This window comes from Pseudomonas sp. GW822-FHT02E03 (assembly GCF_058802325.1).
In genome coordinates this window covers 39,935-55,644 of record NZ_JBXAOA010000030.1, presented here as the reverse complement: position 1 = coordinate 55,644, position 15,710 = coordinate 39,935, and the positions used below count along the sequence as shown (strand labels likewise).

The following is a 15,710-nucleotide window of genomic DNA, read 5'->3' as shown; positions in this document are numbered from 1 at the left end:
GCGGGCCTCTTCGCGAGCAAGCCCGCTCCCACATTTGATCTCAGGCGTACACAAATAGTGTGTTCACCGAAGATCCCCTGTGGGAGCGGGCTTGCTCGCGAAGGGGCCGGTACAGCCACCACAAGGCTCAGTGTCAGATCGCTAAACAAGCACTGTTTAAACGACACTTCCAGATACTCACTCAGGCTACACATTCTTGCGCCGCTGCCTACGACTACGCCAGAATCCGCCGGCTTGTGCGCCTTGAGGCCGGGCTCTATCGTTTCCGGGTCGCTGACGAATCAGCGATCGGGTTTGGTAGCCCGGGTTAATCAAGGCGCACAACGCCGACGTTTCAAGCAGTTGACGCTTTTTTTCGTCTGCTGTTTTGTTATGGCGGTTGTGCGCAGGGCGCCCTCGGACGCGCTGGGTTCCCTTGATGCCCGGTCTACCAACCTGCGTACTGCCGCCACCCTAATGTTTGGTAGCAATAGGTCTGCGGCTCCATTTATCAAGGAGTTCCATCTATGTTCAAACCGACGCCTAATCCACCGGAAACCGATCCGGCATCCCCGTACGAATCCCTCGATTCGAAAAAACTCAACGAAGCCGCCGATCGCGCCCTCGATTACTACCTCAAACCGGACATTCCCAAAGACACCAAGCGAAAGCCCAGCACCATTTACCATGTCGGCACCGAAGTCGATAACGAAACCCTGCTGGTCAACGCCTGCGAAACCCTGGCGTCAGCGAGCATGATGCTCAGTGAGTTCGCCGGGTTGATGGACATGCCACATCGCAACATGATGTTGGGGATTCAATCGGTGGTCATGCTCGGGGAGCTGGCGGTGAATCGGGTGCTGGATAACTTCGATCCGCGAGGCTAGCGAGGATGATCGTTCCCACGCTCTGCGTGGGAATGCCTCAACGGACGCTCTGCGTTCGGCTCTGGAAGGGACGCGGAGCGTCCCGGGCTGCATTCCCACGCGGAGCGTGGGAACGATCACAGATCGCACTATCCCGCAGTTTCCATGCTCAACCCAAATGCCGACTCAGCGCCCGACTCAAGCTTTCATGTACACCCAACACATCCGGCATGACCGAAGCCAATCTGAGCAAGTCATGGGTCAGCCCCGGGCAATGTTCGAGTTCGACACTCACCCCCTGCGCACGCAGTTTATCGACGTAGGCCTGACCTTCATCGAGCAACGGATCGAACTCGGCCAGCAACACAATCGCCGGCGCCACCCCGCGCAATTCCTCAGCCAGCAACGGTGAGAAGCGCCAGTCCAGCAGGTCTTCGGGGCTGCGGGCGTAGTGCTGGTAAAACCAGTCCAGCGTGTCGTTCTCCAGCAAATACCCCTCACTGAACAACAAACGCGAATCGTGGGTGCGCGACGCATCAGTGACCGGATAACACAGCAACTGCACCTTGGGGGCGATGGCCACAGTGTGTGGCTGAACCACTGCTTGCAAGGCCAGCACCGTCGCCAGCGTGGCACCGGCACTGTCACCGCCGAACGCGACGCGACCGGCATCCAGCCCCAGGGCCAGCGCCTGTTCCGCCAGCCAGGACAAGGCGTCTTCACCGTCCTCCAGCGCGGTCGGGAAACGATGCTCCGGCGCCAGCCGATAGCCAACCGACAACACCGCGCACGGCGTACGCCGGCAGAATTCGCGGCAGACACCGTCATGGGAGTCCAGGCTGCCCACTACAAAACCACCGCCATGGAAATACACCAGCACCGGCATCGGCGCCGTCGCCGCTCTCGGGCGATATAAACGCAACGCCAACGGCGCACCGTCCCGGGCCGTGGTGTTGACCTCAAGCACGTCAAGATCCTGAGGGGCATCCCAACGCAATTGCCCGGTGGTTTGTTCGAAGATCGCCCGCGCCTCGACCGGCGTCAGTTGATGCAGCGCTGGCTGGCCTGCGTCCTGGCCGTCTTGCGCCAGGTCGAGGAAGGCTTCCAGATCAGGGTGTAACGACATCGAAAGAATCCTTATGTCCGTAAAAAAGGGGCGCGCCTGAGCAACGCCCCCCAGCAATGATTAAACCCCCGGCTCAGCCCACCCGCGCCATGCAATGCTCGATCAACGCTTCTAGCTCGCGCTGATAATCCTGCATCAACAACTCCATGGTGCTGGCCCGATAACGCTGGCTGCTGTAGATGCAACGCAGCGCCAACTGGCCGTCGTACACCTGGCCGACAATCTCCAGCCAGTTGCCCAGATTGGCCTGCAGGCTGTAGTTGTCGCCGGTTTCTTCCAGCGCCGGCACCAGCAAGGCCTGCTCGTCGAAGCTCTGGTCGAACTGGCCCAGATAGTTGAACGTCACCCGTGCCTGCGGCAGGTCAGCCAATTGGCGAGCCAGTTGCGGGCCGGCCAGGTGGCGCAACACGCCATAGCCGATGCCCTTCTGCGGGATGGCCGCCAACTGCGTTTGCACGTTGACGATCGACGCGCCGATGTCCGCGCTGTCGGGGGTGAGCCGGACCGGGAACATGCTGGTGAACCAGCCCAGGCTGCGACTCAGGTCGATGTTCTCGAACAGGTCCTCGCGGCCGTGCCCTTCCAGCAGAATCAGCGCCGACGACTGTTCGCTCCAGCGGCACAACGCCCGGCTCAGGGCCGACAGCAGCAAATCGTTGATCTGCGTGCGATAGACCGCTGGCGCCTGCTTGAGCAACTGTTCGGTGTGCTCGCGGGACAACTTGAGCCGCGCCTGAGCCTGGTGACGCACCTGATTCTTGCCGCGACGGTTGTCGCACGGCAGGTCGATACCCGGCTGATCCAGTTGCTCCAGCCAGTAGCCCAATTCCTGTTCGGCAATCACCGGCGCCTGCGCCTGCAACGCTTCGGCAAATGCGCGATAGCTGCTGGTGCGGATCGGCAATTGCGGTTCGATGCCCATCACACAGGCTTCATAGGCCACCTTCAAGTCGTCGAGCAGAATCCGCCACGACACGGTGTCGACCACCAGATGGTGGATAACCATCAACAGCCGCGCCTGGCCGTCCGGCAAGGCGATGTGCACCACACGCCAGGCCGGTCCATCGTCGAGTTTGAGGCTGCGCTGAGTCAGGTTGGCCAAGGCTTCGACCTGCTCACTGTTCTCGACCTCGCGGCGCCACAACACCGGCTCGCGGCGCTCGGTCGGTGCGGCGTAGCGCTGCAACCAGCGCCCGCCTTCCTGACAGAAGCGCAGGCGCAAGGTGTCGTGGTGGTTTTCGATCCAGCCCAGTGCCTGTTCCAGGGCATCCAGATCCAGCGTCTGACGCGCACTCAGCAAAAACGACTGGTTGTAGTGATGAGACTCGGCCATGCCCTCGGCAAAGAACCACTCCTGAATCGGCAGCAGATTGAACAGCCCCTCGCTGGCCACATGGGTGAGGTCCACCGCCGGTTGCGCGGTGCTCGCCTTGACCACGTCCTGTTCGACGATGCCGGCGATGGTCTGGTAGCGCATCAGATCGCGCAGCTTGAGGTCCATCTGCAGGGTCGGGTGGTTCCTGACCCGGGAAATCACTTGCAGGCTCAGGATCGAGTCGCCGCCCAGTTCGAAGAAGTTGTCGCTGATACCGACCTGCTCCACCTGCAACACCTGCGCCCAGATGTCCACCAGCAGTTGTTCCTGCTGATTGCGCGGGGCAACGTATTCCTCGCTTTTGAACTCCGGCTCGGGCAATGCCTTGCGGTCGAGCTTGCCGTTGGGGGTGATCGGGAAGGCACTGAGGCAAATGATCTGCGCCGGCACCATGTATTCAGGCAAAGTGCTGCGCAGACCGGCCTTGAGTTCATCACCCAGCTGCTGGCCAGCATCAGTGACGACGTAACCGATCAGTTGCTTGCCGGAGGCATTGTCCCGGGCGATCACCAGGGCGTCGCTGACCCGCGCCAGTTGCCGCAGGCTGGCCTCGACTTCACCCAGCTCGATGCGGAACCCGCGCACTTTGACCTGATGGTCGATGCGGCCGACGTAATCGACCACGCCGTCCTGGCGCAAGCGCACCAGGTCGCCGGTGCGGTACAACCGCTCGCCGCTGGCAAACGGATTGGGCACGAAGCGCTCGCAGGTCAGGTCTGGCCGACCGTGATAACCACGGGCAACCCCGTAGCCACCGATGTACAACTCGCCAGCAAAACCGGGCGGCAGCGGATTCAGTTCTTCATCCAGCACATACAGGGAACGTGCCCCCACTGCCCGGCCGATCGGCGCATAGGCCGCTTCACACTGCTGGCTCACCGGCACTTTCCACAGCATCGGCGTGACCACGGTTTCCGTCGGGCCGTAGCCGTTGGTGAAGTACTCGGGACGCAGCGCCGCCTTGACCTGTTCGAAGGTCTGGTCCGGCACCGCATCGCCACCGAAGCAGTAGATACGCACCGGCGGCGGTGCGATACCGCTGGCCGCGGCGTACTCGGCCAGTTGCTTGAGGTAGGCCGGCGGGAAGCAGGCGATGGTCACGCCGTACTCGTGCAGCGCCTGATAAGTCTGCTCCGGCGTCCACAGGCAACCGTCCCGCACCACCAGCCGGCCGCCGCTGTACAGCGTACTCAACCAGCGCTCATGAGCACCGTCGAAGGCGAACGACATGAAATGCAGCTCGCAACTGCGGGTGTCCATTTCATACAGTGTGGCGATGGCCTGACAGTGCATGCTCAGCGGCCCTTGGGTGACCGCCACGCCTTTTGGCCGGCCGGTGGAACCCGAGGTGTAAACCAGATAAGCCAGCCCTTGCTCCAGCACGCGACACACCGGCGCCTCATCGGCATAACGGGACTCGTCGAGCTGATCCAGCTCAAGGCGCAACAGGCCCTCAGGCGCCGGTAACGTTGCCCGCAGGCTGCTCTGGGTCAGCAGCAACGCCATGCCGGAATCTTCGATCATGTACGCCAGACGCTCCGGCGGATAATCAATGTCCAGCGGCACATACGCCGCGCCGCTTTTAAGCACGGCGAGGAAGCTGACGACCATTTCCAGCGAACGCGGCAGCGCCACGCCGATCACCACCTCCGGCCCCGCGCCATGTTCGATCAGGCAATGGGCCAGACGATTGGCCCGTCGCTCCAGTTCGCCGTAGCTCAGGCTCAGCCCGGCGCATTGCACCGCAATGGCCTCGGGCTGACTCAGCGCGTGTCGGCTGATCAGCTCCGGCAATAGCTGTGGCTGATGATCCGCTGGCGGTTCGGCGCTCCAGGTTTGCATCGCCTGCCATTGCTCGAGCGACAGGCGCTGCAGGTTACCCAGGCGTTCATCAGGCGCGCGCATCATCGCCTCAAGGGTGTTTTCCAGCGTCAGACGAATACCCTCCACCGCCTCGGCACTGAAGTGGCTGCGCAGGTACAGGTATTCAATCGACAATTCGTCGCCGAGCGTCACCGCCAGGTCCATCGGCACGTTCGTCACGTCATGGCCGATGGATTTGCCGAAGCTCAAGCCGCTATCGTTGTCCTCTTGCAGGCGGTCGTCGATCGGGTAGTTCTCGAACACGATGATGCTGTCGAACAGCGCCTGCCCGCCCAGGCCGGACCAGCGTTGCACGTCCGCCAACGGAGCCTGGGAATGGTCGCGGATATCCAGGTTGTAAGCCTGGATCCGGTTCAGCCAGTCTGCCAGAGGCTGATCCGGTTCCAGCGTCTGAATGATCGGCAAGGTGTTGATGAACAGACCCAGCATGTTGCCGACATTGGGCAAACTCTCGGGACGCCCGGACACCGTGGCACCAAAGGTCACGGTGTTTTTCCCGGTGTAACGCTGCAACAGCAGCAACCATGCGCCCTGGATCAACGTGTTCGGGGTAATCCGCAGATCGCGGCAGAACTGCAGCAGACGACCAGTCTGTTGCGCGTCCCAATGGGAGTAAATGGCGTTGTGGCCGGGTTCATCGGACACATGCCGCGGATGGATGGCCTGGCTCAACGCCGTCGCCTCGTTGACCGGGGCCAGCCGGGCTTTCCAGAACAGCTCCCGGGCGTCCTGGTCCTGGGCTTGCAACCAGGCAATGAAGTCGCGGTAGCGGCCGTTTTCAGCGCTGATTTCACCCTTGGCGTAGTGCTGGATCACCTCACCAAACAGTCGCGAGCTGCTCCAGCCGTCCATCAGGATGTGGTGACTGGTCCAGACCATCTGGTACTGATCTTCAGTGCTGCGAATCAACAACACTCGCTGCAGTGGCGCATGGGTCAGCTCGAAGCCTCGCGCGCGATCCTCGGCGGCCCGCGCGGCGATGTCCGCCTCGCTGGCGTCGCGATCGCGCCAGTCGAGCACCTGCAAATCGAGCGTCGCCTGACGCTGGACAATTTGCAGCGGTTTGGCCAAGCCATCGTGCCAATGGAAACTGGTGCGCAGGATGGCCTGACGCTCGATGACCGCCTCCCAGGCCTTGCGGAAACGCTCAACATCCAGACCGCCCACCGGCAAACTGATCTGATTGACGTACAGGCTCGAACCATTGTCCGACAAGGTATGGAACAGCATGCCCTCTTGCATCGGCGACAGCGGATAAATGTCTTCGATCCGGGACGGGGCTATCGGCAAGGCGTCCAGTCGGGACTGATCCAGATGCGCCAACGGGAAGTCCGACGGCGTGACGCCGTGGCTGTCCGGCTGGCAGCAATGCTCGATCAGCAGTTCCAGCTCCCGGGTGTACTCCTCGGTCAGGCGTTCGATGGTCGAGGCGTTGAACATCTGCGTGCTGAACGACCAGCCGACACTCAACTCGCCACCGTACACTTGGCCATTGAGCGTCAGCCAGTTACCCAACAGCGCATCGTGACTGTGCTCTGCGCCCTTGACCTCATCGGACGGCACAAACAAGGCACCGCTCTGGCTATCGAAGCTACCGTCGAACTGGCCCAGGTAGTTGAAGGTGATACGCGGTGTCGGCAGGGTTCGCAGTGACGCCTGGCAAGCCTCGTCCCCCAGATAACGCAGCACACCGTAACCAATGCCACGATCCGGAATCGCGCGCAGTTGCTCCTTGATTTGCTTGATCGAGCCGGCCAGCTCCTGGGTCGGGGTCAATTTGACCGGGAACAGGCTGGTGAACCAGCCGACTGTGCGGGTCAGATCGAGGCCGTCGAACAAATCTTCACGACCATGGCCTTCGAGCTGAATCAGCACCGACGACTGTTCGCTCCAACGAGCGATCACCCGTGCCAGCGCCGTCAGCAACAGGTCGTTGACCTGTGTGCGGTAAGCCGCCGGGGTCTGTTGCAGCAGTCGTCGGGTCAAGGTCGGGTTCAGGCGACTGTAAAGCGTCAAGGCATGGAGGCTCTGCAGGCTGCCCTGGGGGTTATCTTGCGGCAGCGGCGCGCCGTCCGGGCGCTGCGCCTGCCAGTAAGGCAGTTGTCCCAGCAGCGATTCACTGCGGGCATGAGTTTGCAACTGCTCCGCCCAATGCTTGAAGGACGTGGTCTTGGCCGCCAATGCCAACGGTTCGCCGGCCAGTAACTGGCGGTAGCTGCCCTGCAAATCCTCCAACAGGATCCGCCACGACACCCCATCGACCACCAGGTGATGAACGATCAACAACAAGCGCTGTTCGCCCTCAGGCAACTCGAACAACACCGCGCGCAACAACGGGCCTTGTTGCAGATCCAGGCTGCGTTGGGCTTGTTCGGCGACGCGTTCCAGGTGGGCGGCATCACTGACCGATTCCAGCCACAACGGCGACAGGCGCTGGTGTTCCACAGCCCGATAGCTCGCCGACCAGCCGCCCGGGGTTTGGGTAAAGCCCAGGCGCAGGCCGTCGTGATGATCGATCAGCGCGTGCAGTGCCTGCTCAAGCGTCGCGGCCAGCAGAGGGTTCAACGGTTTGAGCAGCACCGACTGATTCCAGTGATGACGCTGCGGCAAGGCTTGTTCGAAGAACCATTGTTGAATCGGCAGCAACGGTGTCTCACCTGTCACCGGGCCTTGATCGGTTGGCGCCAGGGCTTTGCCGAGCTGCGCGACAGTGGCCAGCCCCTGGACCGTCTGCTGCTGGAACAGATCCTTGGGCGTGAAGCTGATGCCCTGCTGACGCGCCCGGCTCACCACCTGGATGGAGATGATCGAATCGCCGCCCAGGGTGAAGAAGTTGTCGGTCACGCCGACCCGCTCGAGTTTCAGAATGTCTTGCCAGATCCCGGCAATCTGCTGCTCCAGTGCAGTGCGCGGTGCCACGTAATCGCGTTGCAGCTGGTTGGCGTCCGGAGTCGGCAAGGCCTTGCGGTCGAGTTTGCCGTTGGGGGTCAGCGGCAATTGTTCAATGAACAGCCATTGCGCCGGCACCATGTAATCCGGCAGATGCGCCTTGAGTCCGGCCTTGAGCGCCTCGCTCAGATCGTCCTGCTCTCGCGGGCTCAGGTCCGACTGCGTCGGCACCACGTAGGCCACCAGTTGCTGGCCGCTATGGCCTTCCACCGCCAGCACCACGCCTTCGCGCACGCTGTCGTGAGCCAGCAGGCGCGCTTCGATTTCACCCAGTTCGATACGGAACCCACGCACCTTGACCTGATGGTCGATGCGGCCGACGTACTCGATCACACCGTCTTCACTCAAACGGGTGAGGTCGCCGGTGCGGTACATCCGTTCGCCATTGCTGGCCAGCGGGTTGGGCACAAAGCGCTCGGCGGTCAGGCCCGGGCGGAACAGATAGCCACGGGTAATGCCGTCACCGGCCAGGTACAACTCGGCGGCAACGCCAATCGGCGCGGCCTGCAATTGGGCATCGAGCAAGTGCGCGGTGGTGTTCACCAGCGGCCGGCCGATGTTCGCCTGACCGCCGGCTTCGCGGCGGGTGCAGGTCGAATAAGTGGTGTCTTCCGACGGCCCGTACAAATCGTAAACGTGCTCGACCGAGGTCTCGCGGTACAGCGTATCCACCAGCGCTTGCTTGAGCGGTTCCCCGGCGAGATTGATGATGCGCACACCTGAAGGGATCTGCCCGGCGCGCTGCAAGGCCGCGATGGCCGACGGCACGGTGTTGATCAGGCGCACCTGATCGCGCTCTGGCAGGTCCGGCAATTCCAGGGCGTTGCGCGCCATGATGATCGAGCCGCCGCGGGCCAGGGTGACGAAAATCTCCCACACCGACAGGTCGAAGCACACCGAAGTCGAGGCCAGCACGCCTTGCAGGTCCTCTTCGCTGTACACCTCATGCGACCAGTGGATCAACGCCTGCACGTTGCGATGAGCAATCGCCACGCCCTTCGGTTTACCGGTTGAACCGGAGGTGTAAATCACATAAGCCAGGTTGGCAGAATCAATCCCGCCCTCAAGGTTGTGCGATGCCAGGTCAGCGAAGGCCTGACCGCCCGCCTCGACCCACACCACCTGGGCCTGGGTCTCGGGCAACTGCGACAGCAAGTGCTGCTGGGTCAGCAGCACCCGCGCCTGGCTGTCGTCGAGCATGTAGGCCACGCGATCCGCCGGGTAGTCCGGGTCCAGCGGCACGTAGGTGCCACCGGCCTTGAGCACGGCCATCAGGGCAATCACCAGTTCGGCGGAACGAGGCATCGCCACGCCCACGCGGACTTCCGCACCGACCCCCAGGGTTTGCAGATGACGGGCCAGTTGATTGGCGCGGCGATTGAGTTCGGCGTAGGTCAAACCAGCACCGGCATGCCGCAAGGCAATCGCCTGTGGCCGCGTTTCGACCTGGGCTTCAAAGCCCTGATGGATCAACGCCTGGGCCGGGTACGCGGCGTGATGGTCATTCCATTCGGCCAGGGTGCGCAGCTCGGTCGCCGGCAACAGGCCGATCTCGCCCAGCAAGCGTTGGGGTGCGTCGAGGAACTGACGCAGCACTTCTTGCAGATGAGCGGCCAGGCCGACAATGCTGCGCTCGGCGAAGTGCTCGGTGATGTAGTTGAAGTCCAGGCTCAACACCTCGCCGGCACCGGCGATCAGTGTCAGACCGTAGTTGGTTTGCTCGCGGTGTTCGAGACCGCTGAAACGCAAGCCGCCCGGATTGGCCTCCAGGGTGTCGGACACCGGGTAGTTTTCAAACACCAGCAAGGTGTCGAACAATGCTTCGCCGTTGAGCGCGGCCAGGCGTTGAATGTCTTGCAATGGCGTCTGTTCGTAATCGCGCAGCAGCAGGTTCTTGTCCTGCACGCTGCGCACCCAGTCACTGACACTGCAGGTCGCTTGCGGGCTGGCGATCACCGGCAGGGTATTGATGAACAGGCCCAACTGTTGCTCGATACCCGGTAGGTCCACCGGGCGACCGGACACCGTCGCGCCGAACGCGACACTGCTTTGCCCGGTGTAGCGCTGCAACACCAGTAGCCACGCGGCTTGCACCAGGCTGTTGAGCGTCACTTGCTGCTGGCGCGAGAAACCGTTGAGGCGCTGGGTGAAAGCTGCATCAAAGATGAGCTTGTGCACGCCTTTGCCAGGGCCGGGCACGGTCTGTCCGTGGCAGGCCGAGGCCAGCCGCGTCGGTTCGTCCAGTTCGGTCAACTGCCCGCGCCAGAAGGCTTGCGCCGCGTCCTTGTCCTGGCGTTGCAGCCAGGCCAGGAAGTCGCGATAACGGCCCTGGGCACTCGGCACCGGATGCCCGGCGTAATCCTGCAGCACTTCGCCAAACATCCGCGAGTTGCTCCAGCCGTCCATGAGAATGTGGTGGCAGGTGAAGATCAGGCGATGACGATCATCGGCGGTGCGCAGCAGGCACAGGCGCAGCAACGGCGGATTCTGCAAGTCGAAACCGCGTTCGCGATCAGCCAAGGCACGGGCCTCAAGCACGGCTTGCAGGTCCGGTTCGCCACGCACATCCACTTCCGGCATTTCCAGGGTCAGCTGGCGATTGATCACTTGCAGCGGTGTATCGAGGCCATCGCGGCCCCAGATGAAACCGGCGCGCAGCACTTCATGACGATCCACCACTCGCTGCCAGGCTTGCTGGAAGCGCGGTACGTCCAGACCGTCGATATCCAGCAGCATCTGATAGACGTAAGCGCTGGCATCGGCGTCGTACAAGCTGTGGAACAGAATGCCCTGCTGCATTGGCGCCAGCGGGTAAATGTCCTCGATCCGCTGCGCGGCGATTGGCAGGCTGTCCAGATGCGCCTGGGACAACCCGGCAAGCGGCACATCGGACGGCGTCAGGCCGCCGCTCGGATGATTCAGGCAATGCTCGATCAACTCGCCCAGCGCAACTTCATAAGCGCGAGCCAGGGCGTTGATGGTCGCCTCTTCGAACACGTCGCCGCTGTAGGTCCAGGTCAGGCTCAATTGCCCTTGGTAAACGCGGCCGTCGATGGTCAGCCAGTTGCTCATCGGCGCCTGTTGATCCTGCCCGGCGCCCTTGTCTTCGGTGGCCGGCACCCACAGGGCGTCTTCGTCGAAGTTGTTATCGAACTGCCCCAGGTAGTTGAACGTCACCTTCGGTTGGGACAAACCGCTCAGCGCTGCCTGCGCAGCGTCGCTGCCTAGATACCGCAGCAAGCCAAAGCCGATGCCTTTGTTGGGGATCGAGCGCAGTTGTTCCTTGATGCCCTTGATGGACGCTTCGAGGCTGGCCTGCGGAGTCAGGCGCACCGGGAACATGCTGGTGAACCAGCCCACGGTACGGCTCAGGTCGAGGTCGTCGAACAGGTCTTCGCGGCCATGTCCCTCGAGCTGCACCAGCGCGCTGTCGGAGGCGGTCCATTCACACAAAACCCGGGCCAGTGCGGTCAACAGCAAATCGTTGACTTGGGTGCGATAGACCGCCGGTGCCTGTTGCAGCAATTGCCGGGTGCGTTCGGCATCCAGACGGGTATCGACGCTGCGCTCGAAACGGTTCTGCAGTTGTCCATCAGGGTTGTCCAGCGGCAAGTCCGCCGGCGCTTCGGCCAGTTGCTCGCGCCAGTAATCCAGCTCGGTTTCCAGCCCGGCGCTGCGCGCATAGCCTTGCAGGCGTTCGCCCCAATCCTTGAACGCCGTGGTCTTGGCCGGCAGGCGCAACGGCGTGCCAGCGCTCAGTTGCTGATAAGCGGTTTGCAGGTCTTCGAGCAGGATCCGCCACGACACACCATCGACCACCAGGTGATGAATCACCAGCAGCAGTCGCTGGCTGGCGTCGGGCAAGTCCACCAGGGCCGCGCGGATCAGCGGGCCATCGCTCAGATTGAGGCTGCGTTGCAGCTCCAGGCACAGCGCGGGCAAGGCCTCGCTGTCTGGCAACACCACTCTGCGCAAAAGTGCGTTGGGCTGATCGACGGCAGCGTGCTCTTGCACCCAATCACCGGCGGTTTGGCGATAGCGCAGGCGCAAGGCATCGTGATGCCGTTGCAGATGTTCCAGGGCCTGCTCCAGCGCAACCGCTTGCAGAGGCGCGGCCGGGGTCAGCAGGATCGACTGGTTCCAGTGCTGACGCTGGGGAATCTCGGTGGCGAAAAAATACTGTTGAATCGGCGTCAGCACGGCCGCGCCGAGCACATCACCTTGCATCGCCTGCACCGCATCGCTCTGCTGCGCGACGGTGGCCAGGCGTTGCACGGTCTGGTGCTGGAAGATGTCCTTGGGCGAAAAGCGAATGCCCGCCTGACGCGCCCTGCTGACCACCTGAATCGAGATGATCGAATCGCCGCCCAGTTCGAAGAAGTTGTCGTTGAGCCCGACCCGCTCGACTTTCAGCACGTCCTGCCATATCTCGGCCAAACGCTGTTCGAGTTCGCTGCGCGGTGCCGCATAAGCTTCTTGCACCAGGCTTACATCGGGGTTGGGCAGTTGCTTGCGATCGAGCTTGCCGTTGGCCGTCAGCGGCAGGCGATCGAGGAACACCCAGCTGACCGGCACCATGTAGTCCGGCAGGCTTTCACGCAATTGCGCCTTGATCGAATCGCGCAAGCTGGCATGGGCCTGCGCTTCCAGTGGCTCGCTCGGCACAATCCAGGTCGCCAGTTGCTGCCCACTGAGCCCTTCGACCGCCAGCACCACGGCTTCACGCACCGCGTCATGCTTGAGCAACTGGGTTTCGATTTCCCCCAGCTCGATGCGGAAACCGCGAATCTTCACTTGATGGTCGATACGGCCGATGTACTCGATCACCCCGTCACCGCGCAGCCGCGCCAGGTCGCCGGTGCGGTACAGGCGTTCGCCGGCCACAGGGTTGAACGGATCCGGAACGAACCGGGTGGCGCTCATGCCTGGCTGGTTCAGATACCCCCGTGCGAGCCCGGCCCCGGCGATGTACAACTCGCCGATGCACCCTTGGGGCACCAGGTTCAGCGCGTCATCGAGCAAGTACCACGACAGGTCGACAATCGGCTGGCCGATCGGGCTGCTGTGGGTCTGCTGCAAGTCCGCCATGGACAGCGGGCGATAGGTCACGTGCACGGTGGTTTCGGTGATGCCGTACATGTTGATCAGGGTCGGCGCGCGATCACCAAAACGCTCGAACCAGGGGCGCAGGCTCTGCACTTCCAGCGCTTCACCGCCAAACACCACGTAACGCAGCGCATGGTTGCGCGATGAGGCACTGGCCACTTGCATCAGCGGTTTGAACGCCGATGGCGTCTGGTTCAGAACGGTGACTTGTTCATCGCAGAGCAAGGTGTAGAACTCTTCCGGCGAACGGGTGACGTCGTGGGGCACCACCACCAGTTTGCCGCCGTAGAGCAGCGCGCCGAAGATTTCCCAGACCGAGAAGTCGAAGGCGTAGGAATGGAACAGCGTCCAGCTGTCCTCGGGGCCGAAACCGAACCAGTGATCGGTGGCGCTGAACAGGCGAATGACATTGCCATGGGGCAGCAGCGCGCCTTTGGGCTTGCCGGTGGAACCGGAGGTGTAAATCACATACGCGAGGTTGTCCGCCGTAGTCATGCACGGCGGATTGACTGTGCTGCTGTCCTGCGGTGGTTGATTCAAATCCAGGCAGGCCAGCCCCGGTGGAATCGGCAGTTGCGCCAGCAGATGTCCCAGGGTCAGCAACAGCTCGATCCCGCTGTCCTCGATCATGTAGCGCAAACGGTCGTCGGGGTAGCTCGGGTCCAGCGGCACATAAGCGCCACCGGCCTTCAGCACCGCGACAATGGCGACGATCATGTCCAGCGAACGCTCCACCGCCACGCCCACCCGCACATCGGGGCCGACGCCACGGGCGATCAGCTGATGCGCCCATTGGTTGGCCTGGCGATTGAGTTCGGCGTATGTCAGCCGTTGCCCGGCGAACACCACCGCTGGCGCCTGCGGATGACGCTCGGCCTGAGCCTCGATCAACTGATGAATGCACTGGCTGACCGGGTGCACCACCGGGCTCGGGTTCCAGTGCGCGAGCAGTTGCTGTTGCTGCGCGTCATCGAGCACCGGCAGCTGGGCAATGCGCTGGGTCGGGTCCTGAACGATCGCCCGCAGCAGATTTTGCCAATGCTGCGCCAGGCGCTCGATGGTCGCTGGCTCGAACAAATCGGTGGCGTATTTGAGCACCGCTTCAATGCCATGGGCCTGTTCGGTGGTGTTCAGCACCAGGTCGAACTGCGCGGTTGTGCTTTGCCATTCCAGCGGCTCGATGCTCAAGCCGTTCAAGCGGGTTTCGACACTGATCCGGCTTTCGGCCTGGTGATTGAACATCACCTGGAACAACGGGCTGTGGCTCAGGCTGCGTCCCGGCTCCAGGGCTTCCACCAGTTGTTCGAACGGCAGGTCCTGGTGTGCCTGGGCTTCCTGGGCGGTTTGCCGAACCTGGCGTAGCAGATCGACGAAGCTGGCTTGCCCGTCGACATCCGCCTTGAGTACTTGGGTGTTGACGAAGAAACCGATCAGACGCTCGATCTCCACGCGTCCGCGGTTGGCCACCGGCACACCGACGCGGATGTCGGCCTGGCCGCTGTAGCGGTGCAACAAGGCCTGGAACGAGGCCAGCAACAGCACGAACAGCGTGACGTTTTCCCGTCGGGCGAAGGCCTTGAGGCTGTCGCTCAGCGTCGGGTCCAGAATCAGGTTATGGCTGGCCCCGGCAAAGCTCTGCTCCACCGGACGCGCACGGTCGGTGGGCAGCTCCAGCACCGGCTGTTCGTCGCCGAGCTTTTGTTGCCAGTAGGTCAGTTGACGTTCCTGCTCGCCAGCCTCCATCCATTGCCGCTGCCACAGGGCGTAGTCGGCGTATTGAATCGGCAAGGCCGGCAGCCCGGCGTCATGCCCGAGGTTGAAACCGGCATACAACTGCACCAGCTCCTCGATCATCACCTGCAACGACCAACCATCCGACACGATGTGGTGCAGGGTCAGCACCAGCACGTGATCATGCGGGGTGACTTGCAGCAGCGCGGCGCGTAACAGCGGGCCGGTCTGCAAATCGAAAGCTTGCTGGCTCTGGGTCTGGACGAAGGCCTGGATCGACGCCTGCGGATTTGCCGCCAGCTCAGGGCTCAGTTCGTGAATATCCAGGGCAAACGATCCTGCGGGCAGGATCGTTTGCAAAGGTTGCCCGGCGTCTTGAGTGAACACCGTGCGCAAGGTTTCGTGACGTTCGATCAGCGCCTGGACGCTGCGCTGCAACGCGGCCACATCCAGCGGGCCCTGCAAGCGCAGGGCCGTCGGAATGTTGTAGGCCGCGCTGTGCGGCGCCCATTGCCAGAGAAACCACTGGCGCTGTTGAGCGTAGGACAGCAACAACGGTTCTTCAGCCGTGCGCTTGAAAACCGGGGCAATGTCAAAAAGGTTGACGCCCTTCTGCTTGAGCAGAACCGCCAGAGCCTTTCTTTGCTTAGCCGAAAGTTGTCCTACCGACTCGATTAACTCTTGCACGCGTTGT

General features: G+C 62.4%; 3 protein-coding genes. 1 reads left to right on the top strand and 2 read right to left on the bottom strand.

All coding sequences use genetic code 11. The annotated features are described in order from the left end of the window. The first annotated feature begins 506 nt into the window (after nt 1-506). Nucleotides 507-866, top strand: a complete 360-nt coding sequence (locus tag AC1RQB_RS20575; protein ID WP_063341008.1) for a DUF6124 family protein — start codon at nt 507-509, stop codon at nt 864-866. 148 nt (nt 867-1,014) lie between these two features. Here AC1RQB_RS20575 and AC1RQB_RS20570 read toward each other — a convergent pair whose 3' ends face one another. Both AC1RQB_RS20570 and AC1RQB_RS20565 read right to left on the bottom strand, forming a co-directional pair. Beyond that, nucleotides 1,015-1,971: an alpha/beta hydrolase gene (locus AC1RQB_RS20570; RefSeq protein WP_063341009.1), complete on the bottom strand. Its 957-nt coding sequence runs from the start codon at nt 1,969-1,971 to the stop codon at nt 1,015-1,017. Between the two features lie 73 nt (nt 1,972-2,044). Beyond that, nucleotides 2,045-15,703 carry a non-ribosomal peptide synthase/polyketide synthase gene (locus AC1RQB_RS20565; RefSeq protein WP_063341010.1) on the bottom strand — a complete coding sequence of 4,553 codons (13,659 nt, stop codon included), beginning with the start codon at nt 15,701-15,703 and terminating at the stop codon, nt 2,045-2,047. Between the last annotated feature and the right edge of the window lie 7 nt (nt 15,704-15,710).